This window comes from uncultured Marixanthomonas sp. (genome assembly GCF_963974425.1).
Lineage (GTDB): Bacteria > Bacteroidota > Bacteroidia > Flavobacteriales > Flavobacteriaceae > Marixanthomonas.
Genome location: NZ_CAXBCK010000014.1, coordinates 33,133 through 57,751 on the forward strand (window position 1 = coordinate 33,133; position 24,619 = coordinate 57,751).

Genomic DNA, 24,619 nt, shown 5'->3' on the forward strand with positions numbered 1-24,619 from the left:
ATGGCGAGAAAGAAGAAAAAAGCAACCAAAAAAACCAAGACGCCGCGTAAAAAGATCCCTTTTACCCTTTCAAAACAGCAAAAAATTGTTTTGGGTGGTTTTTTATTTTTCTTAGGATTAGCCCTACTCCTTTCCTTTTTCTCCTATTTCTTTACATGGCAAGCAGATCAAAGTGAAGTTGGGATTATAGCCGAACGCGAGCTAGAAACACAAAATTGGCTCAGTAAATTTGGCACCAACCTTGGACACTTTTTTGTGTACGAAGGTTTTGGTATCGCAGCTTTTATACTTGCCTTTTTAATTACCCTAACTGGAATCTATTATTTTTTCGATTATACCAAAACACAACTAAAACGATTCTGGTTTTGGGGGGTATTGGTTATGATTTGGATTGCTATATTCTTTGGCTTTTTTACGAATACCAACAGTCTGCTTAGCGGTGTCATTGGCTATGAAATTAACGACCTTTCACAAGATTATTTAGGCCTTACTGGAACTATTTTAGTGATGGTTTTTTTAGCAATCGTTTATCTTGTAATCAGATTAAATATAACGCCTGATCGAGTTGCTGCAGCTTTCAGAAAAACTAAAAAAGAATTGAAAAGTGACTTCTCTGAAGATACTTCGGAAGAAAAACCATCGCAAACAGATTATGAAAAATCTGTAGTCGATACCGTTACAACACAAGAAACGGCAACTGTTGCAGCAGATATTTCCGAAGAAAAAGAGAAAAAAATAGAGCCCGAATTGAAAACCACTCCAAAAACCGATTCAGAAAATGACGTTACCATGGAAGTGGAAGAAGCCGTTGAGGAGGAAGAAATTGAAGATGATCCTAGTAATAAATTGGTAGAAGATTTTGGAGAGTTTGACCCTACTCTAGAATTGAGTAAATATAAATTCCCCACTATTGAACTGCTAAAAGATTATACGGGCGGAAAAGGAATTACCATCAACCAAGAAGAGTTGGAGGAAAACAAAAACCGAATTGTAGAAACACTGAACAACTACAAAATTGGTATTTCAAACATTAAAGCAACAGTTGGTCCTACAGTAACTTTATATGAAATTGTTCCTGAAGCAGGGATTCGCATTTCAAAAATTAAAAACCTAGAAGATGACATTGCCTTATCCCTTTCGGCTTTAGGGATTAGAATTATTGCCCCTATTCCCGGCCGCGGAACCATCGGTATTGAGGTACCAAACAAAGATGCTCGCATTGTATCGATGCGTTCGGTAATTGCTTCGCCTAAATTTCAGAAAGCTGAAATGGAATTGCCGCTTGCATTAGGAAAAACAATTAGCAACGAAACTTTTGTAGTCGATCTAGCAAAAATGCCTCACATGCTTATGGCAGGTGCAACAGGGCAAGGTAAATCGGTTGGTTTAAATGCTATCCTTACTTCCCTATTGTACAGTAAGCACCCTGCCGAAGTTAAATTTGTACTCGTTGATCCTAAAAAAGTCGAGCTTACTTTATTCAACAAAATTGAACGCCATTATTTAGCCAAATTACCCGATAGCGAAGAAGCCATTATTACCGATACCAATAAAGTAATTAATACACTTAATTCACTTTGTATTGAAATGGATGACCGCTACGACTTATTAAAGGAAGCCTATTGTCGAAATATTAAAGAATATAACACCAAGTTTAAAAAACGAAAACTCAACCCCCATGAAGGACACCGTTTCCTTCCGTATATCGTGCTAGTTATTGATGAATTTGCCGATTTAATCATGACTGCCGGTAAAGAGGTTGAAACTCCTATTGCTCGATTAGCGCAATTGGCACGTGCCATTGGCATCCATTTAATTGTCGCTACGCAACGTCCTTCGGTAAATGTAATCACGGGAATTATTAAAGCCAACTTCCCGGCACGGGTTGCTTTTAGAGTAACCAGTAAAATTGATTCGCGAACCATTTTGGACAATTCTGGAGCCGATCAATTAATTGGCCGTGGTGATATGTTGTTTACGCAAGGTAATGACCTGACACGATTGCAATGTGCTTTTGTGGACACCCCCGAAGTAGCTGATATTACGGACTATATTGGCTCACAAAAGGCCTACCCTGAAGCCCATCAATTACCTGAATATGAAAGCGAAGAAGGTGGCACAACTCTTGATGATATAATCGACGAACGAGATAAACTCTTTCCGCAGGCTGCCGAAGTGTTGGTTATTGCCCAGCAAGGTTCGGCTTCCTTATTACAACGGAAGTTAAAATTAGGATATAACCGTGCCGGAAGAATAATAGATCAATTAGAAGCAGCAGGAATAGTAGGACCGTTTGAAGGCAGTAAAGCCAGACAAGTATTAGTACCAACTTTAGAAGCACTTAAACAACATTTAGATAATGAAAACAACGATGCATAAATTGAAAACAGCAACTTTTATAGTCTTAGCATGTTTATCAGTAACCTTTTTACAGGCTCAAGAAGCCAAAAGTTTGTTGAATGAAGTTTCAACAAAGGCAAAAAGCTACGATAATATTAAAATTGATTTTAAGTATAACTTGAATAATACCAAAGAAAATGTAAGTCAAGATACCCGTGGCGATGTTACCATTTCAGGAGAAAAATATGTTTTGAATATGTTGGGAACCACCAGTATGTTCGATGGGAAAAAGATTTACACCATTGTCCCTGAAGATGAAGAGGTAACTATTTCAAACTACAACCCAAAAAACGATAAGCAGATTACTCCTTCAAAGATGCTTACGTTTTATGAAAACGGATATCGTTATAAAATGGATGTTACGCAAAATGTAAAAGGTCGTAAAATTCAGTTTGTAAAATTGATACCTATTGATTCAAATGCTGAAATTAAAGATATTTTACTAGGTATAGATGTACAAACTAAGCACATTTATAAGTTAATACAGACCGATGCTAACGGTACTACCTATACATTAACGGTTAATTCGTTTAAAACTGATCAACCACTTTCCAAAACTTTGTTCAGTTTTGATGAATCAAAATATGAATCTGACGGGTACTATATTAATAAGCTTGATTAATTACAACCTTCTTTGATTAAGCATAATCACAATCATCTTTATTATGTTATTTTTGTAGCCAAATGAAGATTTTAGACAGATACATTTTAACTACCTATTTGAAAACGTTCTTGAGCGTTTTCATTATTTTAATGTTCATCTTTGTACTGCAAACCATTTGGTTATACATTTCAGAACTAGCAGGTAAAGATCTTGATGTCTGGATTGTGCTCAAGTTTCTTTGGTACGTTTCTCCACGATTAATTCCATTAGTATTACCACTCACCGTTTTAGTGACGTCTTTAATGGTTTTCGGAAGCTTTGCTGAAAAGTATGAATTTGCCGCTATGAAATCTACAGGAATCTCACTACAGAGGTCCATGCGGGTGCTTATGGTGTTTATAGCCATACTATCGATAACTGCTTTTTTCTTTGCCAATAATGTTATTCCTTATTCAGAATATAAATGGCAAAATTTACGGCGAAACATTGCGCAAACAAAACCTTCTATGGTAGTTACCGAAGGGCAGTTCAACCAAATTGATAATTTCAATATTAAGGTTGCAAAGAAGAGTGGTGATCAAGATCAGTTTTTAGACAACGTCGTTATTCACAAAAAAAATAACGATAAACCCAACGGAAATTATACGGTTATTATTGCAGACACGGGCGAGCTAGCTAGCGAAGAAGGCAGCAATACCCTTTCCTTAATCTTAAACGATGGTAATTATTATGAAGATGTACAGGTTAAAGATATAAAAGACCAAAAAAGAGAGCCTTTCGCCAAAAGTGAGTTTAAAGAATACATCATAAATATTGATCTCACCGAGCTTAACAATGCAGATTTCGACAAAGACAACAACTACAATAATGAAAATATGTACACCACTGGCGAATTGGTTGTGGAGCTTGATTCGTTATCTGGAAGTTATAATGCCGATGTGAAGTCTTTTTCAAACAATATGTATTTTAGAAGTGGTATTTCAAAGTTTGGCACTCATCACACATCGTTAGACCGAAAAGAAATAGATACTGATACGATCAATACTATTTTAGATATTTTTAATACATCCGAAAAGGTCCGTATTTTAGATCTTGCTATCAATAATTCTCGGGGAACTATACAATCTGTAGAGGCTAAAAAAAGGGACTTTTTCGTAAAATCGAAACGACTCAATAAATTTGAGATAGCTTTTCACGAAAAGTATGTCTTAGGCGTAGCTTGTATCATTCTCTTTTTCGTTGGCGCCCCCTTAGGTGCCATTATTAGAAAAGGAGGAATGGGGTTGCCTATGGTGGTAGCTGTTCTTCTATTTTTAACGTATCACTTTATAGGTATTTTTGCCAAAAATAGCGCTGAAGATGGTACCATGCATCCGTTTATTGCTACATGGCTTAGTACGGCAATTATGTTCCCCTTGAGTATTTGGCTTACGTATAGAGCTACCACAGATCAAGGCATCGTGGATATTGATTCTTTTCTACAACGAATTGGTAAGCTGTTTAAAAAGAAAGAGGAAAAAGAAGAATAAACTTTTATTATATTTCAAAACTGTCTTTCTATAAAACTTCTTTCATTTAGCTCGCATTACGTATCTTTGCATCCATAATTAAACGCTATGATTCCTACGGAAAAAGAAACCACTATACAGTTAAATACTATTAAAGAAGCCATTGAAGATATTAAAAATGGTAAGGTTGTAATCGTTGTTGATGATGAAAATCGTGAAAATGAAGGCGATTTTATCGCTGCAGCTGAAATGGTAACACCTGAAATGATCAACTTTATGGCCACACACGGTCGAGGTCTTATTTGTGCGCCTTTAACCGAAGAACGCTGTAACGAATTAAGCTTAAACATGATGGTGGAGAATAATACTGTTTTACACCACACACAGTTTACGGTTTCTGTAGATTTAATTGGTCACGGTTGTACTACCGGAATTTCGGTACACGATAGATCCAAAACCATACAATCGTTAGTTAATAAAGAAACAAAACCTAATGATTTAGGAAGACCAGGACACATTTTCCCGTTGCGTGCCAAAGAAGGTGGTGTTCTAAGAAGAACTGGACATACCGAAGCCGCTATCGATTTAGCACGATTGGCTGGATTAGAGCCAGCAGGTATTTTGGTTGAAATCTTAAATGAAGATGGAACCATGGCCAGGCTTCCACAATTAGTGGAGGTAGCACAAAAATTCGACCTTAAATTAATTTCTATTGAAGATTTGGTTGCATACCGAATGGAGCACGATTCTTTAATTGAAAAAAAGGAAGACTTTGATATTAATACCAAGTTTGGTAAATACCGACTACGAGCGTATAAACAAACCACCAACGATCAAGTGCATATCGCTCTTACCAAAGGAAGTTGGAAAGAAAATGAACCTGTTCCTGTGCGTGTAAATGCGACTTTGGTAAACAGTGATATATTAGCGGCTTTAACTAATAATGCCGAAAAGAAATTGGATGATATGTTTAATGTCATCAATAACGCAGAAAAAGGTGCTATTGTATTTATAAATCAGCAGAGCCAATCGCTTAATCTTTTAAATCGATTAAAAGAATTGAAAGACAATCAAAGCGATGACGATGTATCAAAAGCACCACGTATTAAAATGGACAATAAAGATTTTGGCATTGGCGCCCAAATATTGCACGATTTAGGAATTCATAAATTACGCTTAATCTCTAACAGTGAACAGACTAAGCGTGTTGGGATGATTGGTTATGGACTAGAGATTATCGAATATGTGAATTATTAAAATGTAAGACTCATATGCTTCCATTTAAAATGCAGCCTTAGTCATTTCGACGATAGGAGAAATCACACACACCTCCTTTTCTATATTTACTTTTTATTTAAAATTATGGCTGTTTACTCAAATGGGGTTTCTCAGTTGTTCCTCCTTCGAAATGACAACGCACTATTAAAGCACCGACTGTATCGCCTTTTTCATAGCCTCTGCCCTATTTTTAACTTCGGCTTCGGTCCATCCTATTTTTATTAAAGAAGAAATGGTACGGCTCATCCACGCATCACTTTTTGAAAAGTCGGTATTGTTTAAATCTTGAATTTGATTTTTAATTTCAGAAGAAAGTAGCGCCAAAGATTTTAAGTTACGAAGGTGTTCCCAACCGTTTATATAATGCCAATTATTGGTGTACCAGTAAAAACAAGCTTCTACCCCACTTTCAGATAATGCTTTGTGTGCTTTTGTGGCTACTGCTTCAGAAGGTAAAAAGAAGTTTAAAAAGGAATAATTTTCTTCTCCACCTTCCGGAACACGTCTAAAGGTTACTCCTTTAATTGTTTCTAATACCTCTCGAATAATAGTATAATTCTTTTTTTGAGTAGCAAGAATAGCATCTAACTTATCTAATTGCGCGATCCCTACGGCTGCATTTAATTCAGAAATACGAAAGTTATAGCCCAAATGCGGATGTGTTTCAGCACCGCGATCAGTACCTACGTGATCGTGACCGTGATCTTGATATTGATCGGCATTAACAGCATATTTCTCAGAATTTGTAATTACAGCACCACCTTCGCCACATGTAATTGTTTTCACATAATCAAATGAAAAACATCCTAAATCACCATAACTACCTAATGGCTTTCCTTCAAAAGTGCCGCCAATAGCTTGGCAGGCATCTTCTAATAGCAGTAAGTTATGTTTATCACATATTTGTTTCAGTGCCCATAAATCTGCCATAGAACCGCACATATGTACTGGCATAATACATTTTGTTTTTGGAGTGATAGCATTTTCTACAGCTTTTGGATCTAATGTTAGTGTATCGTCAATATCTACTAATACCGGAACAGCCCCTAACATCATTATTGATTCAAAACTAGCAACAAATGTAAAGGTGGGCATAATTACTTCATCTCCGGCTCCTACTCCGGCAGAAGCTAATGCTACAGTTAAAGCAGAAGTTCCGCTTGAGACTAGCTGGCAATGCGCGCTTTGCATTCGTTGAGCAAATGTTGTTTCAAATTGCTTCGCTTTCCAATGGCCATTTCTCATTCCATCAAAACCATAGCGCATTAATACACCACTCTCTAATACGTCATTCACTTGTTTGCGCTCTTCAGCACCAAATACTTCAAATCCAGGCATAGTTTGTTTTTTCTTGTAAACAAAGGTAGGACTTGCCTTTTGAAGTTGCAAGTGAAGTATGCGGTGTTTATGTTTATTTAAGTAGTCCTTTTTTACTGTTATAATTTGTAAGAATTTACTATTGATTTCCTACAAAACAATGAACTATCTATGGAGTATCTATGGAGTATCTATGGAGTATCTATGGAGCATTCTTTTACTTCTTTTTAAATTTTACCATTTTATTAGTAGTTAACTCGCTTATTCCTATTAATTTTAGCAACTTTTTTAACCTTTAATTTTTTTAAAACTAAGATTATGACAAATCAAGACCTTTTAGCCGTAGCGCAAGAGTTTGGAAGCCCAGTTTATGTATATGATGCTGATACTATAAAAAAACAGTATAAAACGCTAACAAATTCTTTTAAACAGGTTAAGAAGGTGAAGATTCATTATGCTGTAAAAGCCTTGTCTAATATTTCAGTTTTAAAACTGCTTAGCTCCTTAGGTAGTGGTTTGGACACCGTTTCCATTCAAGAAGTGCGTTTAGGTATAGAAGCTGGTGTAGACCCAAAGAATATTATTTACACGCCAAACGGCGTCTCCTTAGAAGAAATTGAAATTGCCGCAAAATTGGGTGTGCAAATCAATATTGATAACCTTTCCATTTTAGAACAATTTGGAACGAAGCACCCAACGATCCCGGTGTGTATTCGTATTAATCCACACGTTATGGCAGGTGGAAACACCAATATTTCTGTGGGCCATATAGATAGTAAATTCGGAATTTCGATTCACCAATTGCCCTTGATGGAACGTATTGTTGAAAATACAGCCATGACTATTAACGGTATCCATATGCACACGGGTAGTGATATTCTAGATATTGAAGTATTTTTATATGCTGCTGAAATTTTATTTGAAACCGCTAAGCACTTCAAAAACCTAGAATTTATTGACTTTGGTAGCGGATTTAAAGTACCCTATAAAAAAGATGATATTGAAACAGATGTTTCAGAATTAGGAAAAAAACTAAGCAAGCGCTTTAATGAGTTTTGCAAAGACTACGGGAAGGAATTAACCCTAGCTTTTGAACCTGGTAAATTTCTGGTAAGTGAAGCTGGTAAATTTTTAGTACAAGTAAACGTAGTGAAGCAAACTACCTCTACCGTTTTTGCACAGGTAGATAGCGGGTTTAACCATTTAATACGACCCATGTTATACGGATCGCAGCACGAGATTGAAAATGTATCAAACCCTAAAGGGAAAGAGCGTTTTTACAGTGTGGTTGGGTATATATGTGAAACTGACACGTTTGCAAATAATAGGAGAATTTCAGAGATTCGCGAAGGCGATATTTTGGCGTTCAGTAATGCTGGGGCGTATTGTTTTTCTATGGCGAGCAATTACAATTCAAGATATCGCCCAGCCGAAGTACTTTGGTACAAAGGAAAAGCGCATTTGATTAGAAAAAGGGAAACGTTTGAAGATATCCTTTCCAACCAACAGGTAATTGAATTATAGTAATCAGCCCCTTAGTTGGGGCTTTTTTATTATTTTTCAGAATATGAAACTCACTAAACTACAATTGATTTTAATCAGTATTGGAATACTAGTCACCATAATCGGACTTATTACCGGGTGGTACCTATTTATTTTTCTTTGGTTGCCTTTGGGGTTTTTATTTAGAAAGAAGTGATTTAAAACATAAGAATAAGGTATTATTAGAGTTGATAGACGTAAATGAATTGTATATTTGCAAAAATTTTAAAAAATACTTTCTCCCCAAAGTATACTTGAATACTATACAATAACAACCTAATATGTTTAATTCACTCAAATACAAAACTGTTTTAGTTACAGGAGGAGCAGGTTTTATAGGCTCCAATTTATGTGAAGCCCTATTAAAAATTGGAAGCTCTGTTATCTGTTTAGACAATTTTGCAACGGGACACAAAAAGAATATAGCTCCTTTTCTATCACAAGAAAACTTCCATCTAATAGAAGGTGACATTAGAGACTTAAAAACCTGTCAAGAGGCATGTAAAGGTGTAGACTTTATTTTACACGAAGCTGCATTAGGGTCTGTTCCTCGTTCTATAGAAGATCCTATTACCAGCAATGATGTAAATGTTTCTGGTTTTTTAAACATGCTTGTCGCGGCTCGTGATAATAACGTAAAGCGCTTTGTATACGCGGCTAGTTCCTCTACTTATGGTGATTCTGAAAATCTTCCGAAAGTAGAAGAGGTTATCGGAAAGCCATTGTCTCCCTATGCCATTACAAAATATGTTAACGAATTATATGCTGACAACTTCAAACGGACGTATAATTTAGATACCATCGGGTTACGCTATTTTAATGTATTTGGAAGAAGGCAAGACCCTAATGGAGCTTATGCCGCCGTGATACCAAAGTTTGTTATTCAATTTATGAATCACGAAAGCCCTACTATTAATGGGGATGGAACTTTTTCACGTGATTTTACGTATATAGACAATGTGGTACAAATGAATTTATTGGCTATTACAACCGATAATCAAAAAGCTTTGAATGAAGTATATAACACCGCTGTAGGAGACAGAACTACTATTAAATCTATGGCGGAAGATTTACGCACTTATTTATCTGTTTACGATTCTAAAATAGCTGATGTAGCAATAGAACATGGTCCTAACAGAAAAGGAGATATTCCGCATTCATTAGCATCTATAAATAAAGCAAAACAAAACTTAAACTACAATCCTACCCACGTGTTCAAAGAAGGTTTACAAGAAGCGGTGGATTGGTATTGGGAGCATTTGTAAATGTTTGATGACTAGGAGACCGGAAGACTGGGTGACTGGGAGATTTGGAATTATAAAACAAACTGATATGGGTAGTATTAAAACACATAAAGACTTGAAGGTCTATCAGCTTTCGTTTGAGGCTGGTATGCTTATTTTTGATGCTACCAAATCCTTTCCGAAAGAAGAACGGTTTTCGCTGACTGACCAAATACGAAGATCATCCCGCTCCGTTTCAGGAAATTTGGCTGAAGCTTGGCGCAAACGAAGGTATGAAAAAGCATTTATAACTAAACTTTCGGATGTAGAAGGTGAAGCGGCAGAAACACAAACCTGGTTAGATTACGCTCAGGCCTGTGACTATATAGAAAATGAAGTCCATTCAGAACTTTTTAAAAAGTACGATCACATTTTGGGCATGGTAGTCAATATGATTATTCACCCAGAAAAATGGACGCTTTAAATCAAAATACAAATCAAGAAATAAATAGGTAAATACAACCTCAATAATTAGTTTTGCATTCCGCTAAACATCTTTTTATAAGCAACATGGAAATAGAAAATAATAATTCTGATAAAGCATCATCTTCCAATCTCCAAAACTCCCAGTCACCTAGTCCCCAAGTTAAGATTGCAGTCATCGGTTTAGGCTATGTTGGCTTGCCCTTAGCCAGACTTTTTGCAACAAAATATGCTGTTGTAGGATTTGACATTAATCAAGCACGTGTAAATGAGCTAATGACTGGTCGAGATAGCACCTTAGAGGTTGAGGATGATATTCTTCAAGAAGTTCTTGTTTCAAAAAACCCAACACATAATAATAAAGAAAAAGCTGGGCTTTTTTGTACTACTAATTCTGAAGACCTAGAAGACTGTACTTATTTTATTATTACTGTCCCCACTCCTGTAGACAAAAATAACCGTCCCGTTTTAACGCCACTTATTAAAGCAAGTGAAACAGTAGGAAGTATTCTTAAAAAAGGAGCTATTGTAATTTACGAATCTACTGTATATCCTGGTGCAACCGAAGAAGAATGTATTCCCGTTTTAGAACAAACTTCTGGTCTTACTTTCAATAAAGATTTTTATGCGGGCTACTCTCCAGAACGTATTAATCCAGGAGACAAAGAACACACAGTAGATAAAATATTAAAAGTCACTTCTGGCTCCACTCCTGAAATTGGGAAACAAATTGATACATTGTATGCCTCAGTTATTACTGCAGGTACTCACCTCGCCCCTACTATCAAAGTAGCCGAAGCTGCTAAGGTAATTGAAAACTCACAACGCGACATCAACATTGCTTTTGTTAATGAATTAGCAAAAATTTTCAATATGATGAATATTGATACCCACGCCGTTTTGGAAGCCGCCGGAACAAAATGGAACTTTTTACCCTTTAAACCCGGTTTAGTTGGCGGGCACTGCATAGGGGTCGACCCTTACTATTTGGCTCAAAAAGCACAAGAGTTGGGCTATCACCCTGAAATCATTTTGGCTGGACGCCGTATGAATGATAGTATGGGACAGTACGTAGCTAGTGAAGTTATAAAATTAATGCTTCGTAACAATTTAAAAATTAAGAATGCCAATATTCTAGTATTAGGGATTACATTTAAGGAAAATTGCCCTGATGTGCGAAATACAAAAGTAGTCGATGTTATTAAACAGTTAAAAGAATATGAAACAAAGCTGACCATTTACGATCCATGGGCCGACCCAGAGGAGGTACAACAGGAATATGGTTTAAACACCATAAAAAATTGTCCTACTGGTAATTATGATGCTATTGTACTTACTGTTGCCCACAACCAGTTTTTAGAATTGGATTTGGAACGGTTGAAAAATAAGAATACCGTTGTTTATGATGTGAAGGGTATTTTAAAAAATAAAGCTCAAGCTAAGTTATAGAACATGAAAAAAGTACTTATCCTTTTTGGCACAAGGCCAGAAGCCATAAAAATGGCCCCACTTGTAAAAGAGTTTCAAAAAAACTCAAATACATTTGAAATCAAGGTATGTGTAACAGCACAACACCGGGAAATGTTGGATCAGGTATTAGATTTTTTCGATATCGTACCCGATTACGATTTGGACCTGATGAAACCTGGCCAAAACCTATATGGCCTCACCGGAGATATAATTTTAGGTTTAAAACCAGTATTAGAAGAGTTTAAACCAAATTACGTCTGCGTTCATGGAGATACCACCACTACTATGGCTGGAAGCATAGCTTCCTTTTATAGCGGTGCTAAGGTGTGTCACGTTGAGGCTGGATTACGTACACATAATAAATGGTCTCCTTTTCCAGAGGAAATTAACCGCCAGATAACCGGAAGGGTTTCCGATTATCACTTTGCTCCTACTGAAACATCAAAAAACAACTTGATTTCAGAAAGTGTGTCAAAAGAATCCATTTTGGTAACAGGAAACACAGTAATCGATGCCTTGTTACAAAGTGTCGATAAAGTCAATGAAAATCCAAGCAATTTGATAAAAGACTTAAAAAAACAATTAGGCTCCGATGAAGTTATTTTGGTTACTGGGCATCGTAGGGAAAATCACGGAGATGGGTTTATCCGTATTTGTAATGCTTTAAAGGAAATTGCTGAAAGCAGACCCAAAACCACCATTGTATACCCCGTACACTTAAACCCTAAAGTACAAGAACCTGTTAACCGTATCTTAAAAAATGTATCTAACATTAAATTGATTGATCCATTGGCTTATCAAGACTTTATTTGGTTGATGAATCGTTCCAAAATAATAATAACAGATAGTGGCGGCGTTCAGGAAGAAGCCCCTAGTTTAGGGAAGCCTGTTCTCGTTATGCGAGACACAACAGAACGCCCAGAAGCAGTAGATGCCGGAACGGTAATACTGGTTGGTACAAACCAGAAACTTATTGTTGATGAAACGCTTGACCTTTTAACCAATAAAGATAGATTTAATGCAATGAGCACCTTACACAATCCGTATGGAGACGGAAAAGCCTGTAAGCATATCGTTGCGTTTTTAAAAAAATTAGACAATTAATACAAGATGGAAAATAAAGTTACAACCATTGGCCTTGGGTATATAGGCTTGCCTACTTCGGCACTTATCGCAGACAACAAAATCCCTGTTCACGGAGTTGACCTTAATCAAAAGGTGGTGGAAACCATAAACAAAGGAAAAATACATATTGTAGAGCCTGACCTTGATGCTGTAGTTGCTAAGGCGGTCGAAAACAGTTACCTTAAAGCTGACATAACACCTATTGAAGCTGACACCTATTTAATTGTAGTGCCCACCCCTTTTAAAGGGAACCATGAACCAGACATTTCCTATGTTGAAGCAGCAACCAACGGAATCTTACCACTATTAAAAGAGGGCGATTTGTATATTATAGAATCTACATCTCCAGTTGGGACAACAGAAAAAATGCGCGATCTCATTTATACAAAACGACCAGAACTTACCAATAAAATTCACATTGCGTATTGCCCGGAACGTGTATTGCCCGGAAATGTAATGCATGAATTGGTACACAATGACCGTGTAATTGGTGGGGTTGATAAGAATTCCACACTAAAAGCAATTGATTTTTATAAACAATTTGTGAAAGGAGAGCTACACGAAACCAATGCTCGGACTGCTGAAATGTGTAAACTCACGGAAAATTCAAGTCGGGACGTCCAAATTGCCTTTGCTAACGAATTATCGCTTATTTGTAACAAGGCAGATATTAATGTATGGGAATTAATAAAACTTGCCAATAAACATCCTAGAGTAAATATTTTGCAACCCGGTTGTGGGGTTGGTGGGCATTGTATTGCAGTAGATCCTTATTTTATTGTCTCAGAGTTTCCCTTGGAATCCCAAATAATTGGTAAAGCCCGAGAAATAAATAATTATAAGTCCTTTTGGGTTGCTGAGCAAGTTAAAAAAGCAAAGCAGGACTTTCATATTAAAAACGGGCGTAAGCCGAGTGTTGCTCTGATGGGATTGGCTTTTAAGCCTAATATAGACGATTTACGGGAATCTCCTGCCAAATACATTGTACAAAAAGTATTGCAAGATGCCCGTGATGAAAACTATTATATTGTAGAACCCAATATTGAGGACCATCAGGTTTTTAAATTAACAGATTATAAAGAAGCGGTACAGAAAGCTGATATTGTTGTGCTTTTAGTGTCACATACTGAGTTCAAAAATCTATCTTTTAAAGAAGATCAAATTGTGTTGGATTTTTGTGGAGTTAGAAATAAATAAATGTCTTGCTTAAGAAAATATTTTCTTACGGTTTTATTGAAGGGATAGCAAAAGGGTTAAATAAACTAACAATCCTTTTGCTGCCTTTACTATTGTCTACTACAGATTATGGAAAAGTAGGGCTTTTAGTTTCTATAGAAATGGTGATTCCTTTGATTTCACTTCTTGGCTTTGAACGTGCCGTTTTACGTTTTTATGGGGAAAAATCAAAGTATACTGGTTTTAAAAAAACTATTTTCTCTTCGGCATTATGGACGCACTTATTTTTAATCATAATTATATCAATTTTATACGGAGCAGGATATAAAACTTTTTTTGGTTTACATTTATTTCCCGATCTTATATTGGTTGTAGTACTTATTTATTTTCAGGGCACTAACCTTATTACCTTGAATATGCTCCGAGTCGAGGAAAACCATAAAAAGTACTTTAAGGGCAGGCTGTTTATCCAAGGGTGTAAATTCACTTTGGTACTTTTATGTGTTTTTATTTCCCAGCATTACTTGGGTTACGTAGTGGGAGCTATTATTGCAGCTATTACAGCAAACATTTTATTTAGAACCCAACGTACCGACAATGAACAACCAACTTTCAGCAAAAAAACATTTTTGTCCCTATTCGCTTTTTCTTGGCCTTTTATGTTTCACGGTGTAGCAGGAAATTTGTTAGGAAATGCAGATAAGTTTATTTTAGAACGTTATATGTCTTTAAATGAGGTGGGGCTCTATACATTAGCCTATTCATTTGGTTCGACCATGATTTTTGCGTTTGTAGGTATATCAGTTTTTTTGGAGCCTATGATTTATAAAGAAAAGCGGGACGCCCAACGAAAACAGATATTAAATAAATTTTTGTTGATTTCAATAGGTTTTGGTTTGCTTGCATATATTTTAATTACATTGGCATCAAATTATGTTTTACCCTATTTTTATGACGAAAGTTACACGTTGGTTTTTAAATACATACCACTTATTGCCATTGCATTTTTAATATACCCCTATTACCTCAAGTCTAACTATACTATGATTTATGATAAAAGATCACTCCCAATCGCCGTTATGTCCATTGTTAGTGCGTCTATTAATATAGGGTTAAACGTTTACTTTATCCCTATTTACGGCATTTATGCCGCTGTGTTTACTACTCTCATATCTTATATAATTCAAGCATTCTTATTTGTATTTATGGCTAATAAGTACAAGTTTAATGGTGAGCTTTTAGAGGTTTTTATTTTTGGAGGGATACTGTCGTTGTGTGTTTATTATAAACTAAACTTTTACTTTATAGCTATAATAATAATCTTCTTTTTGACCTATATTTACTTTTATAAACTTAAAAGCAAAAAAATTGAATGTTAAAGAAAAAGTTAAATAATTCAAACATTATTTTATTTTTCGGAATATTTTTCCTGACCTTTTTGGGTTATTTTACAATTTTACTAGTATTATTTGATGCTGGAATGAGTGAGTTATCTCGAAAAATAACAATTCCCTTAAGGTTATTTATAATAGGAATGCTATTAATACTCTTATGGAAAAATAGAGAAAACTTAAGAGAAAGTAGTGGGATAAAATGGTCTTTATTCTTTTTTTTAGTTTTTAGTTTTCGCCTACTGATTGAATATCTTAGAGGGATCAATTATTATATGTCTATTTTGGATGTTTTCCTATATTTTATAGCATTTTGTGTATTTCCATTTATGGGTATTGTTTTTCAACAAATAACATTAAAAAGATTAAACATTATTTTTAACAGTTTTCTTATTGGCGGTGCTGTTTTTTCTATATTAACGATATTATCATATAAACAATTTATAGGCAACGTAGGTAGATTGGCGAGTGGTATTGTAGGAGAAGCTATAATCTCTCCTTTAACTTTATCTTATTGTTCAGCCTTAACTATAGGGGTATTAAGCTTTTATTTGTTAACAAATTCTGTTTCTTTTCGTAAACGTTTTTTAATGCTTATTGTTATTTTTTTGAGTGTAATTCCATTTTTTCTAGGTGCTTCAAGAGGGTCATTGGTTGCAGTTTTTGTGCCTTTTATTATATATTTTTTTTCAGGCAAAGGGGCAAGTTTTTTTTTAAAAAGTTTTACTGTGTTAATTATTTGTCTTTTGTTATTTGTTTATTTAGATAATACATTAAAAAGTGGGTTGTTAGATCGCTTTTTAAGTATTTCTGAAGCTATTGAACAAGGCAATAGTTCAGCATCGAGATTATCAATTTGGGAACGATCTTTTAACCAGTTCAAGAATAATCCAATTTTTGGTGATTCCTTGAAAGTAAAAAATTACCCATTATACCCTCATAATATTTTGTTTGAGGTTTTACAAGCTACTGGAATTGTGGGGTTTATTCCTTTTTTTGTTTTAATTTTTAAGACATGGAAATCATGCTTATCTATATTTAAAAATCATAAAGAATTAATATGGGTAGCCGTAATTTTTATCCAATCTTTTGTTCAAAATATGTTTTCAGGAGCTATTTATAATGCTTCATGGTTTTGGACATCTATGGCATTAGTATTAGCAACAGATTATTCTTTAAAAAAAAGCATTCATGAAAAATATGTGTAAAATAATTATTATACCTTTTTTATTATTTTATTGTTTTTCTTATTCTCAATATCAGAAAAGCGATTTTAATATTTATGTATTCAAAAGTCGATATTCTGAAGAGGGCAAGTCTTTTATTAATGAGCAACCTTATCTTTCTGAAATCAAACTTCTAGGAGGATATATGATCGACCCTCACAAAAAAGGAACAATAAATTTAGAGAGTGTTGACAAACATTTAAAAAAGCTATTTCCTAAACCAAACGACGAAGGCGTTTTATGTGTTAATTTAGAAAATCGTTATTATGACAATATAAGGAATTATGACGTTACTCACAGAAAATATAAAGAAGCAATTCAAGAGTTTAAAAAATTGATCAACTTTATACGTATACGTAGACCTAATGTTAAGTTAGGTATTTATGGTCTTCCTTATAGAACATATTACAAATCTCAAACTAAGTGGAATGTTGGTACAAAATTGGATGCAATACTTTCAGAAGTAGACTATATATTCCCTTCGTTATATGTTTTGTATCCCGATAAAGAAAAAGGAGAAAAAGCCAATAACATTTATTGGAATAAAAACCTAGATACTGCCTTTAGTTATGCAGATCGCTTAGACAAGAAAGTCATTCCTTTCGTATGGTATATCGTAAGTACTAATAACAAAATGTTTGGTGGTGAATTATTAGGTAAAAATGAAATGTCTAGATATTTAGAACACATAAAAAATTACATTTCACCATATAATTGTAAAGTAGATGGAGTAGTATGGTGGGAATCTTCAAAAAAAAGCTTTAAAAAAAATGTGCAATCCGCCACTCATTTAAATGAAAGTATTGATTTAAAAAATAGTACAATATTAAAAACCTACACTCAACATTTAAAAAATTGAGTTATTAATTAATTTAATTTTATCAAAGCTAACAAAGTGAATACTTTTAAAATGTTTTTTCAAACATAGAATTGAATCTTTTCTAAAAAAATATGCCTAAAAAAACGAAACTAGTAGTACTTTATCAAGTTATTATGCACTACCGACTGCCATTTTATGAAAAAATTGCAGAAGATGATCTTTTTGATTTCGATCTTTTTTATGGAGCTGGTATACCTAATACAAAATTAAAAAACACCTCATTTTCACATACCAACATCAAAAGTAAAAAGTTTTTTACAATTAGATTACCATTTAAAACCAATAATAGTAAAGGAGCAATGCCTTTTTATCCTTTTTTGTTTTTTAGATTAATTATTGCAAATCCAAAAGTAATTTTTTCTGAAGGTTCGTCTTCTTTAATAAACGCATCGATTGCATTTCTCTATGCAAAGTTATTTGGTAAAAAATTTATCTGGTGGAGTTTAGGAAAATTAAAAAACCGCCAATTTAAAGGCATAAGAAGGCAAGTAAAAAAATGGGAGATTTTTATAGAAAGAAGGAGTGATGCAATTTTCACGTACAGTACACAAGGTGAAAATTACTTTATTTCAAACGGTATTCCTAAAGAAAAAATTTTTATAGGTGTAAACGTTTTGGATACAAATAAAAAACTGAAGGAAATTAAAGAATATCAAAATAATACAGTAAATTATTCTTTTCAAAATTACTTTAATATATGTTTTATAGGTTCAATAACCAAGTCTAAAAATTTAGATGTATTAATTAATGTACTCTCACAGTTCAACAAAAAGTATAACAATATAGGACGTTTACATGTTATCGGAGATGGAGAATATTTAGAAGAAATAAAAAATAAAACCACTAAAATTGGTGTCGCTAAACAAGTAGTTTTTCACGGACGTATAAATAAAGGTGCAAGTAGTATATTACAGTATTGTGATATTATGGTTTTACCAGGACTAGGAGGTTTAGCAATTTGCGAAGCTATGCTAAATAAATTACCAGTAATTACTGGTATTGCAGATGGCACTGAACATGACCTCATTGATGATACTAATGGATTTATTCTTGAAAATTTAAATGAAGAAATTTTACTTGAAAAAGTTTCGTATTTATATACTAATGAAAAGATTAGAAAAGAGATGGGAAGACAATCCTTTGAAAAGATTACAGGTATTTATCATTTTGACAATTATTATCAGCATTTTTGCAACGCAGTTCAGTATAGTTTAAAGAATTAAATATGCTACTTTCAAAAATTGTCTAATAAATTTTAAATAAAAAATATACTTGAATAAATTTCTTTATGAAAAACTTATTACGGATACTTGATTTTTTTCAGAATATGGGCTTCCGTTACGTTCTATTCAGGATTGAATATTTATTCAACGCTAAAACAGGCATTTTAAAAACAAAATTCCCTACGAGTCCCACATTTAAAACCTTTATAACACTTAAAGAATGGCGCACTAACACACCTCCCTTTTTTTTTCAGGGAAAAAACATTAAAGAGTTAGAGAAGACCTCCTACCCTATTTTGAAAGATACTGTGAAAAAGATAAAATTGGGAAAAATTAAATTCTTCAGTAGCCAAACATTTGATTTGGGAATAAATTATGACTGGATTACCAACCCAGAAACTGGATATCAATATAATATAGAAAAACATTGGTCTGAGATACAGAGCTTTTCAGAAGAAACAGGAGATATAAAATTTGTATGGGAAAAAGCTCGTTTTTCTTATTTATACGATCTTATTCGGTTTGATTACCATTTTCAAGAAGATCAATCTAAATTTGTATTCTCAGAAATTGAAGACTTTATAGCTAAAAATCCAATTAATCAAGGCCCCAATTATGTGTGTAGCCAAGAAATGAGTTTGCGAATCATTAACTGGACATTTGCCCTTTATTACTACAAAGAATCACCTCAATTAACTGAAGCACGTTTTGCGATTATAATGAACAGTATCTATTGGCAATTGCACCATGTTCGTCAAAACATTCATTTTTCAAGAATTGCTGTTAGGAATAATCACGCTATTACCGAAACATTGATGCTATCATTGGCAGAATTATTATTTCCATTTTTCCCTGAATCAAAAAAATGGGCAAAAGATGGTCGTAAGTGGTTCGAGCAAGAAATAGATTATCAAATATACAAGGATGGAACTTTTCTACAATTTTCTATGAATTACCATCGTGTAGTTATACAACTTCTTTCTCTCGGACTTTCCTTAACAGAAATTCATAAAAAACCGTTTTCTAAAAACGTTTATAATAAAGCATACAAATCGGTAAACTTTCTTTATCAATGTATGATGGATTCCTCTGGCCACCTCCCCAATCAAGGCTCAAATGATGGCGCGCTATTTTTTCCATTAACAAACACAGAATACAGGGATTACCGAAGCCAATTAAATACGTTGCATTCCATATTGACAGAAAAGGATTTGTTTAAAAGTAAAGAGATAGTTGAAGAAAAAAAATGGTTTGGTTCTGTAGTTAGTAAGTTTAATTTATTGGCAATATTAGAAAAAAAGCAAATCTCTTCATTTGAAAAAGGAGGTTATTATATGTTTAGAGACCAAGAATCTTTCTCATTTTTTAGATGCGGAGTATATAAGAGCAGACCAAACCAATCAGATAACTTACATTTTGATCTTTGGTATAAAGGAGAAAACATACTTTGGGACACAGGTTCGTTTAAATATAATACTACAAAAAAGAATATAGCATTTTTTAGAGGAGTCGAAGGTCATAATACCGTTTCAGTAAATGGTGAAGATCAAATGTTAAAAGGTAGTCGGTTTATATGGTATTATTGGGTTAAAAATGCTGCTGCTACGTTACAAAAAGACGCATCAAAATTTAAATTTCAAGGAACCATACGTGCATTTAGACAAATCAAAAGAAATATATATCATACCCGAAGTGTTCAAAAAATTGACAATCAAACAATATGGAGTATTGAAGACAAAATAAAAAACACCAATAACCTTGAACTTACCCAATATTGGCAGATAAATCCGGATTTTGAACATTTTGTTACTATAACAAGTAAAGATTTTGAAGGTAATACTTTACAACCTATAAGAGAGGTTAAATCATATTCTAGTTATTACGGAAAAAAGCAGAATTCCATTAGGCTTAGTTTTAAAACGAAAGGCAATGGTTTCACAACACTAATTAAATTAAATAAATGAAACTATTAATAATCCATCAATATTTTAAGGAGCTGGATGTAACTGGTGGTGCTCGTTTCAACGAAATGGCCAGAATCTGGCATGAGAAAGGGCATGATATTACGGTTATTGCAGGAGATCTCGACGGACAATCAAAAAAGAAGAAAAAGGAATATAGGGGTAACTTTGTAACAAAACGAGAACAGAAAGGGATTACTGTTTGGCGGTGTAATGTTTCTGAATCTTACAACTCGAATTTTTTAGGAAGACTTTGGGCTTATTTTTCCTTTGTCTTTTCTGGGACTTATGCCGGTTTATTTAAGATAAAAGGAAAATATGATTTAGTTTTGGTGACGAGTCCTCCATTATTTGTAGGTATTATCGCTTATTTAATTTCTGTATTTAAACGTGTACCGTTTGTTTTTGAAGTACGTGATTTATGGCCAGAATCTGCTATCGATACCGGTGTTCTAAAAAACAAGATAATCATTAAGTTTGCGTATTGGTTTGAAAAATTTATTTATAAAAAAGCAACCCTTATTAATGTACTAACTCCAGCTTTTCATGAGAAGTTGATACATAATAAAAACATACCGGAAGAGAAGCTGATTATGATCCCAAATGCAGCTGATTTTGAAATGTCCGAAAAGTTAATCAATGACTTTGATAGCTCTAAATTTAGAATAGATAGAGGCTGGGAAGATAAATTTGTTATTACCTATATTGGCGCCCATGGTTTAGCAAATGGATTACATCAAATTATAGATACTGCAATATTATTAAAAGATTCGAATGTACTCTTTGTTTTAATTGGTGATGGTATGAAAAAAGAAGAACTTGTCTCAAGAGTACAAGATGAAAACATTCAGAACGTTGTATTTTTTGACCCTGTTCCAAAACAAGAAGCGCTTAAATTTGTTATTTCTAGTGATATGGGGGCTTCAGTTCTCATAAAAAATGATACTTTTAAAACTATTTATTCTAATAAAACATTTGATTACATGTCTTGCAAAAAACCTATTCTACTTGCGATTGACGGTGTGTCAAAAGAACTAGTTGAAACGGCTGACTGTGGAGTATTTGTAGAACCTGAAAACTCAAATGACTTTGTTGATAAAATTAACTTATACCGGCAACTAAATCCGGAAGAGCTAAAAAGATTAGGTGAAAATGGGTATCGTTATGCCAAAGATAATTTTGATAGATCTGTTTTGGCCAATAGTTATTTGCAGAATCTAAAAAAAATTGCTGATGTATAAAAACACCCTGAAAATTTTATTTGACTTTATTGTAGCTTTTCTTGGATTACTAATTTTTAGTCCATTTTTTTTAATTATAGCTGTTGGACTTTTCATTGCAAATAATGGGAAACCTTTCTTTCTTCAAGAAAGACCTGGTAAGAATGAAAAAATTTTCAGTATTATCAAATTCAAAACCATGAACGATAAAACAGATAATAATGGCAACTTACTTCCCGATCAGCACAGATTAACAAAAATAGGATCTTTTATTAGAAAAACTTCATTGGATGAGATTCCTCAACTTTTAAATGTTTTAAAAGGTGATATGAGCCTAATAGGTCCTAGGCCACTTCGAGTGCATTATTTACCACTATATAATAAAACACAAAAAAAACGACACGAAGTACGTCCAGGTATTACGGGTTGGGCTCAGGTAAATGGTCGTAATGCAATTTCTTGGAAAGAAAAGTTTAAATTTGATGTTTGGTATGTAGAAAACCTAAGTTTAACTCTAGATGTTAAAATTTTTGTTTTAACAATTAAAAAAGTTTTCCAGTCAAAAGATGTTAATAGTTCAAAAACCTTAACTATGAAACCTTTTAAAGGGGATGAATAATATGGAAAAATGTGTTATTTATGGCGCTGGAACCTATGGAGAGGTTTATGCATCTTATTTGAAAGATCAATACAACGTCTTGGGTTTTATCGATGATAACCCCTTGTTAATTGGAAAAAAGGTTAGTAAGTATCCTATTTTAGGAAATTCTGAGTTCTTATTTTCAAAATTAGATCGCACTATTTCAGTATTTGTACCTATTGGAAATAATCAAATAAGAGTGTCTTTGCTTGAAAAGATTAATCAAGAAGGTTTTTCTACACCAAGTTTTATACATTCAGAAACTTTGATACATCACTCCGTATCTATTGGTAACGGAGTTTATATTTTACCTTCTACCAATATAATGCCATTTACTTCTATATCTGATTATTCTATGATAAGTATGGGAGTAAATATAGCTCATCACGTAATTATTGAGAAAGGTTGTTTTTTTTCACAAGGAGTTAATATAGGTGCGTCTATAAATATAAAAGAACAAGCTTATTTTGGAATCGGTTCTATTTTAATGACAGGTGTAAGTAATGTTGGGAAGAAAACAATGATTGGCGCTGGTGCAGTAATAATTAAAGATGTTCCTGATGGAGCTGTTGTTGTTGGAAACCCTGGAAGGATTATTAGGTATAATTAGTGAAATCATCCTTCGGCTCACTTCAACTCCGCTCAGTGACTATCGCTAAGTAACCTTGGTGTATTGCTTTTTCAAAACTGACCTTTCGATACGCTTCGACAGGCTCGGTATACCGCACCCCTTCTATCAGGTGCCAATCAAAGAACTAGATGTGGTCTATCTAAAAGCAAAGTCAAAGTTGTCAGAGCCTGCCTGCCGTATTTTAAGCAGATGAATTTAAAAGCGCATAATAATTTTTAAATTCGTATCAAGGATACTAGCTGCAGAAGACGAACCAAAGGTTTCCGAGTGGCCCCGATGTAAATCGGGATTGTATCGAGGCCACCGACTGTACTAGACTAACCAAGCAAAACTCCTCCTTGAAAATTTCCTTGAAATACCTTGGACATGCCTTTTTATCAATTTACATTTAAGCTTTGAAATAAGAGCTTACATGAAAAATCAAAAACAAGCCTATATGTATGCGGGGATTGCTGTGCTTTTATGGAGTACAGTAGCAACTAGCATGAAAATAGCTTTGCAAAGCTATAGCTTTTTACAATTGCTGTTTTGGTCTTCGGCCACGGCTTTGATGGCCTTGAGTATACTCATGTTGGTGACCAAGAAATACCGAAACCTGGCTAAACTCCCTCCAAAAGCTATTCTGAAGTCGGCTTTTTATGGCGCGGTAAATCCATTTTTGTATTATATCGTTTTGTTTAAAACCTACGATTTATTACCTGCCCAAGAAGCGCAAGCGCTGAATTATACTTGGCCCATTATGCTCAGTTTATTAGCAGTACCCTTGCTTAAACAAAAAATAAGTATAAAAAATATAATGGCTATTGGTATTAGTTTTATAGGGGTACTTATTATCGCTACCGGTGGTAACCTAATTAACTTATCGTTTACCCGTGAGGAAGGTGTTCTTTTGGGTCTCGCATCGGCTATCATCTGGGCCTTATTCTGGATTTTTAACATCAAAGACGAGCGCGACGAGTTAAGCAAACTTTTCTTTAATTTTTGCTTCGGGTTTGTATATATTGTGATTGCCTTGCTCTTCACTTCAGAAGTCGTTTTTATCAACGTTAAAACTTGGCTAAATGCAGTGTATGTTGGCCTATTCGAAATGGGAATCACTTTTGTTATCTGGTCTATTGCCCTTAAAAAGTCGATCACTGCGGCCAAAGTGAGTAATTTGGTGTATTTGGTGCCCTTTTTGTCGTTGGTAGTCATCTATTTTGTGTTGGAAGAAGCTATCCAGCTTCCAACCATAATCGGTCTTTTCCTTATCGTAGGCGGACTGGTTTTTGACAAGGTAAGTTTTAAACAATTGCGTTTTACGAAGTCTAACAAATAACCT

General features: G+C 34.2%; 20 protein-coding genes. 19 read left to right on the forward strand and 1 reads right to left on the reverse strand.

Translation table 11 applies throughout. The features are described from left to right. The 4 genes from AACZ92_RS05575 to ribB all read left to right on the forward strand — a co-directional run bounded on the left by AACZ92_RS05575 (window position 1) and on the right by ribB (window position 5,769). A complete protein-coding gene (locus AACZ92_RS05575; protein ID WP_339698121.1) occupies window positions 1-2,379 on the forward strand; it encodes a DNA translocase FtsK 4TM domain-containing protein in 2,379 nt (792 codons plus the stop codon). Further along, window positions 2,360-3,022, forward strand: coding sequence for an outer membrane lipoprotein carrier protein LolA (locus AACZ92_RS05580; protein WP_339698124.1), 663 nt, complete (start codon window positions 2,360-2,362; stop codon window positions 3,020-3,022). Before AACZ92_RS05575 ends, AACZ92_RS05580 begins: the two co-directional genes overlap by 20 nt. 62 nt (window positions 3,023-3,084) lie before the next feature. After that, window positions 3,085-4,533, forward strand: a complete 1,449-nt coding sequence (locus AACZ92_RS05585) for an LptF/LptG family permease (RefSeq protein ID WP_339698127.1) — start codon at window positions 3,085-3,087, stop codon at window positions 4,531-4,533. Between the two features lie 87 nt (window positions 4,534-4,620). Then, the gene (ribB, locus tag AACZ92_RS05590; protein ID WP_339698130.1) at window positions 4,621-5,769 is read left to right on the forward strand and encodes a 3,4-dihydroxy-2-butanone-4-phosphate synthase; all 1,149 of its coding nucleotides are present in this window, start codon (window positions 4,621-4,623) and stop codon (window positions 5,767-5,769) included. Between the two features lie 165 nt (window positions 5,770-5,934). Here the strand turns inward: ribB and AACZ92_RS05595 are convergent, their stop codons facing one another. Beyond that, entirely contained in the window at window positions 5,935-7,128 is a 1,194-nt protein-coding gene (locus AACZ92_RS05595; protein WP_339698133.1) for a DegT/DnrJ/EryC1/StrS family aminotransferase, read from the reverse strand. A gap of 297 nt (window positions 7,129-7,425) precedes the next feature. Between AACZ92_RS05595 and lysA the strand changes: the two genes are divergently transcribed. The 15 genes from lysA to AACZ92_RS05670 all read left to right on the forward strand — a co-directional run bounded on the left by lysA (window position 7,426) and on the right by AACZ92_RS05670 (window position 24,616). Continuing rightward, a complete protein-coding gene (gene lysA / locus AACZ92_RS05600; RefSeq protein ID WP_339698136.1) occupies window positions 7,426-8,631 on the forward strand; it encodes a diaminopimelate decarboxylase in 1,206 nt (401 codons plus the stop codon). Window positions 8,632-8,930: 299 nt separating this feature from the next. Next, complete coding sequence (locus tag AACZ92_RS05605; protein ID WP_339698139.1) at window positions 8,931-9,914, forward strand: SDR family oxidoreductase; 984 nt, start codon at window positions 8,931-8,933, stop codon at window positions 9,912-9,914. Between the two features lie 67 nt (window positions 9,915-9,981). Continuing rightward, complete coding sequence (locus AACZ92_RS05610) at window positions 9,982-10,356, forward strand: four helix bundle protein (protein ID WP_339698142.1); 375 nt, start codon at window positions 9,982-9,984, stop codon at window positions 10,354-10,356. Between the two features lie 86 nt (window positions 10,357-10,442). After that, complete coding sequence (locus tag AACZ92_RS05615; RefSeq protein ID WP_339698146.1) at window positions 10,443-11,804, forward strand: nucleotide sugar dehydrogenase; 1,362 nt, start codon at window positions 10,443-10,445, stop codon at window positions 11,802-11,804. Between the two features lie 3 nt (window positions 11,805-11,807). Beyond that, window positions 11,808-12,929 carry a UDP-N-acetylglucosamine 2-epimerase (non-hydrolyzing) gene (gene wecB, locus AACZ92_RS05620; RefSeq protein ID WP_339698150.1) on the forward strand — a complete coding sequence of 374 codons (1,122 nt, stop codon included), beginning with the start codon at window positions 11,808-11,810 and terminating at the stop codon, window positions 12,927-12,929. 6 nt (window positions 12,930-12,935) lie between these two features. Continuing rightward, window positions 12,936-14,147: a UDP-N-acetyl-D-mannosamine dehydrogenase gene (gene wecC, locus AACZ92_RS05625; protein WP_339698153.1), complete on the forward strand. Its 1,212-nt coding sequence runs from the start codon at window positions 12,936-12,938 to the stop codon at window positions 14,145-14,147. A gap of 5 nt (window positions 14,148-14,152) precedes the next feature. Then, entirely contained in the window at window positions 14,153-15,505 is a 1,353-nt protein-coding gene (locus AACZ92_RS05630; protein ID WP_339698156.1) for an oligosaccharide flippase family protein, read from the forward strand. Further along, complete coding sequence (locus tag AACZ92_RS05635) at window positions 15,499-16,725, forward strand: O-antigen ligase family protein (protein WP_339698159.1); 1,227 nt, start codon at window positions 15,499-15,501, stop codon at window positions 16,723-16,725. Before AACZ92_RS05630 ends, AACZ92_RS05635 begins: the two co-directional genes overlap by 7 nt. Continuing rightward, entirely contained in the window at window positions 16,709-17,602 is an 894-nt protein-coding gene (locus tag AACZ92_RS05640; protein ID WP_339698162.1) for a hypothetical protein, read from the forward strand. The genes AACZ92_RS05635 and AACZ92_RS05640 overlap by 17 nt, the downstream gene beginning before the upstream one ends. A 92-nt stretch (window positions 17,603-17,694) precedes the next feature. Further along, window positions 17,695-18,846, forward strand: a complete 1,152-nt coding sequence (locus tag AACZ92_RS05645; protein WP_339698165.1) for a glycosyltransferase family 4 protein — start codon at window positions 17,695-17,697, stop codon at window positions 18,844-18,846. A gap of 65 nt (window positions 18,847-18,911) precedes the next feature. Next, the gene (locus AACZ92_RS05650) at window positions 18,912-20,810 is read left to right on the forward strand and encodes a heparinase II/III family protein (RefSeq protein ID WP_339698168.1); all 1,899 of its coding nucleotides are present in this window, start codon (window positions 18,912-18,914) and stop codon (window positions 20,808-20,810) included. Next, entirely contained in the window at window positions 20,807-22,048 is a 1,242-nt protein-coding gene (locus tag AACZ92_RS05655) for a glycosyltransferase family 4 protein (protein ID WP_339698171.1), read from the forward strand. The genes AACZ92_RS05650 and AACZ92_RS05655 overlap by 4 nt, the downstream gene beginning before the upstream one ends. Next, window positions 22,041-22,646, forward strand: a complete 606-nt coding sequence (locus tag AACZ92_RS05660; RefSeq protein WP_339698174.1) for a sugar transferase — start codon at window positions 22,041-22,043, stop codon at window positions 22,644-22,646. The genes AACZ92_RS05655 and AACZ92_RS05660 overlap by 8 nt, the downstream gene beginning before the upstream one ends. Then, window positions 22,639-23,277, forward strand: a complete 639-nt coding sequence (locus tag AACZ92_RS05665) for an acetyltransferase (RefSeq protein ID WP_339698177.1) — start codon at window positions 22,639-22,641, stop codon at window positions 23,275-23,277. The genes AACZ92_RS05660 and AACZ92_RS05665 overlap by 8 nt, the downstream gene beginning before the upstream one ends. Window positions 23,278-23,710: 433 nt before the next feature. Next, on the forward strand, window positions 23,711-24,616 hold the full coding sequence (locus AACZ92_RS05670) for a DMT family transporter (protein WP_339698179.1): 906 nt from the start codon (window positions 23,711-23,713) through the stop codon (window positions 24,614-24,616). The last annotated feature ends 3 nt before the right edge of the window (window positions 24,617-24,619 follow it).

What these genes read in the sequence shown, in the direction of transcription:
- AACZ92_RS05575 (WP_339698121.1), top strand. Translation starts at nt 1, where the DNA reads ATGGCGAGAAAGAAGAAAAAAGCAACCAAAAAAACCAAGACGCCGCGT.
- AACZ92_RS05580 (WP_339698124.1), top strand. Translation starts at nt 2,360, where the DNA reads ATGAAAACAACGATGCATAAATTGAAAACAGCAACTTTTATAGTCTTA.
- AACZ92_RS05585 (WP_339698127.1), top strand. Translation starts at nt 3,085, where the DNA reads ATGAAGATTTTAGACAGATACATTTTAACTACCTATTTGAAAACGTTC.
- ribB (WP_339698130.1), top strand. Translation starts at nt 4,621, where the DNA reads ATGATTCCTACGGAAAAAGAAACCACTATACAGTTAAATACTATTAAA.
- AACZ92_RS05595 (WP_339698133.1), bottom strand. Translation starts at nt 7,128, where the DNA reads ATGCCTGGATTTGAAGTATTTGGTGCTGAAGAGCGCAAACAAGTGAAT.
- lysA (WP_339698136.1), top strand. Translation starts at nt 7,426, where the DNA reads ATGACAAATCAAGACCTTTTAGCCGTAGCGCAAGAGTTTGGAAGCCCA.
- AACZ92_RS05605 (WP_339698139.1), top strand. Translation starts at nt 8,931, where the DNA reads ATGTTTAATTCACTCAAATACAAAACTGTTTTAGTTACAGGAGGAGCA.
- AACZ92_RS05610 (WP_339698142.1), top strand. Translation starts at nt 9,982, where the DNA reads ATGGGTAGTATTAAAACACATAAAGACTTGAAGGTCTATCAGCTTTCG.
- AACZ92_RS05615 (WP_339698146.1), top strand. Translation starts at nt 10,443, where the DNA reads ATGGAAATAGAAAATAATAATTCTGATAAAGCATCATCTTCCAATCTC.
- wecB (WP_339698150.1), top strand. Translation starts at nt 11,808, where the DNA reads ATGAAAAAAGTACTTATCCTTTTTGGCACAAGGCCAGAAGCCATAAAA.
- wecC (WP_339698153.1), top strand. Translation starts at nt 12,936, where the DNA reads ATGGAAAATAAAGTTACAACCATTGGCCTTGGGTATATAGGCTTGCCT.
- AACZ92_RS05635 (WP_339698159.1), top strand. Translation starts at nt 15,499, where the DNA reads ATGTTAAAGAAAAAGTTAAATAATTCAAACATTATTTTATTTTTCGGA.
- AACZ92_RS05640 (WP_339698162.1), top strand. Translation starts at nt 16,709, where the DNA reads ATGAAAAATATGTGTAAAATAATTATTATACCTTTTTTATTATTTTAT.
- AACZ92_RS05645 (WP_339698165.1), top strand. Translation starts at nt 17,695, where the DNA reads ATGCCTAAAAAAACGAAACTAGTAGTACTTTATCAAGTTATTATGCAC.
- AACZ92_RS05650 (WP_339698168.1), top strand. Translation starts at nt 18,912, where the DNA reads ATGAAAAACTTATTACGGATACTTGATTTTTTTCAGAATATGGGCTTC.
- AACZ92_RS05655 (WP_339698171.1), top strand. Translation starts at nt 20,807, where the DNA reads ATGAAACTATTAATAATCCATCAATATTTTAAGGAGCTGGATGTAACT.
- AACZ92_RS05660 (WP_339698174.1), top strand. Translation starts at nt 22,041, where the DNA reads ATGTATAAAAACACCCTGAAAATTTTATTTGACTTTATTGTAGCTTTT.
- AACZ92_RS05665 (WP_339698177.1), top strand. Translation starts at nt 22,639, where the DNA reads ATGAATAATATGGAAAAATGTGTTATTTATGGCGCTGGAACCTATGGA.
- AACZ92_RS05670 (WP_339698179.1), top strand. Translation starts at nt 23,711, where the DNA reads ATGAAAAATCAAAAACAAGCCTATATGTATGCGGGGATTGCTGTGCTT.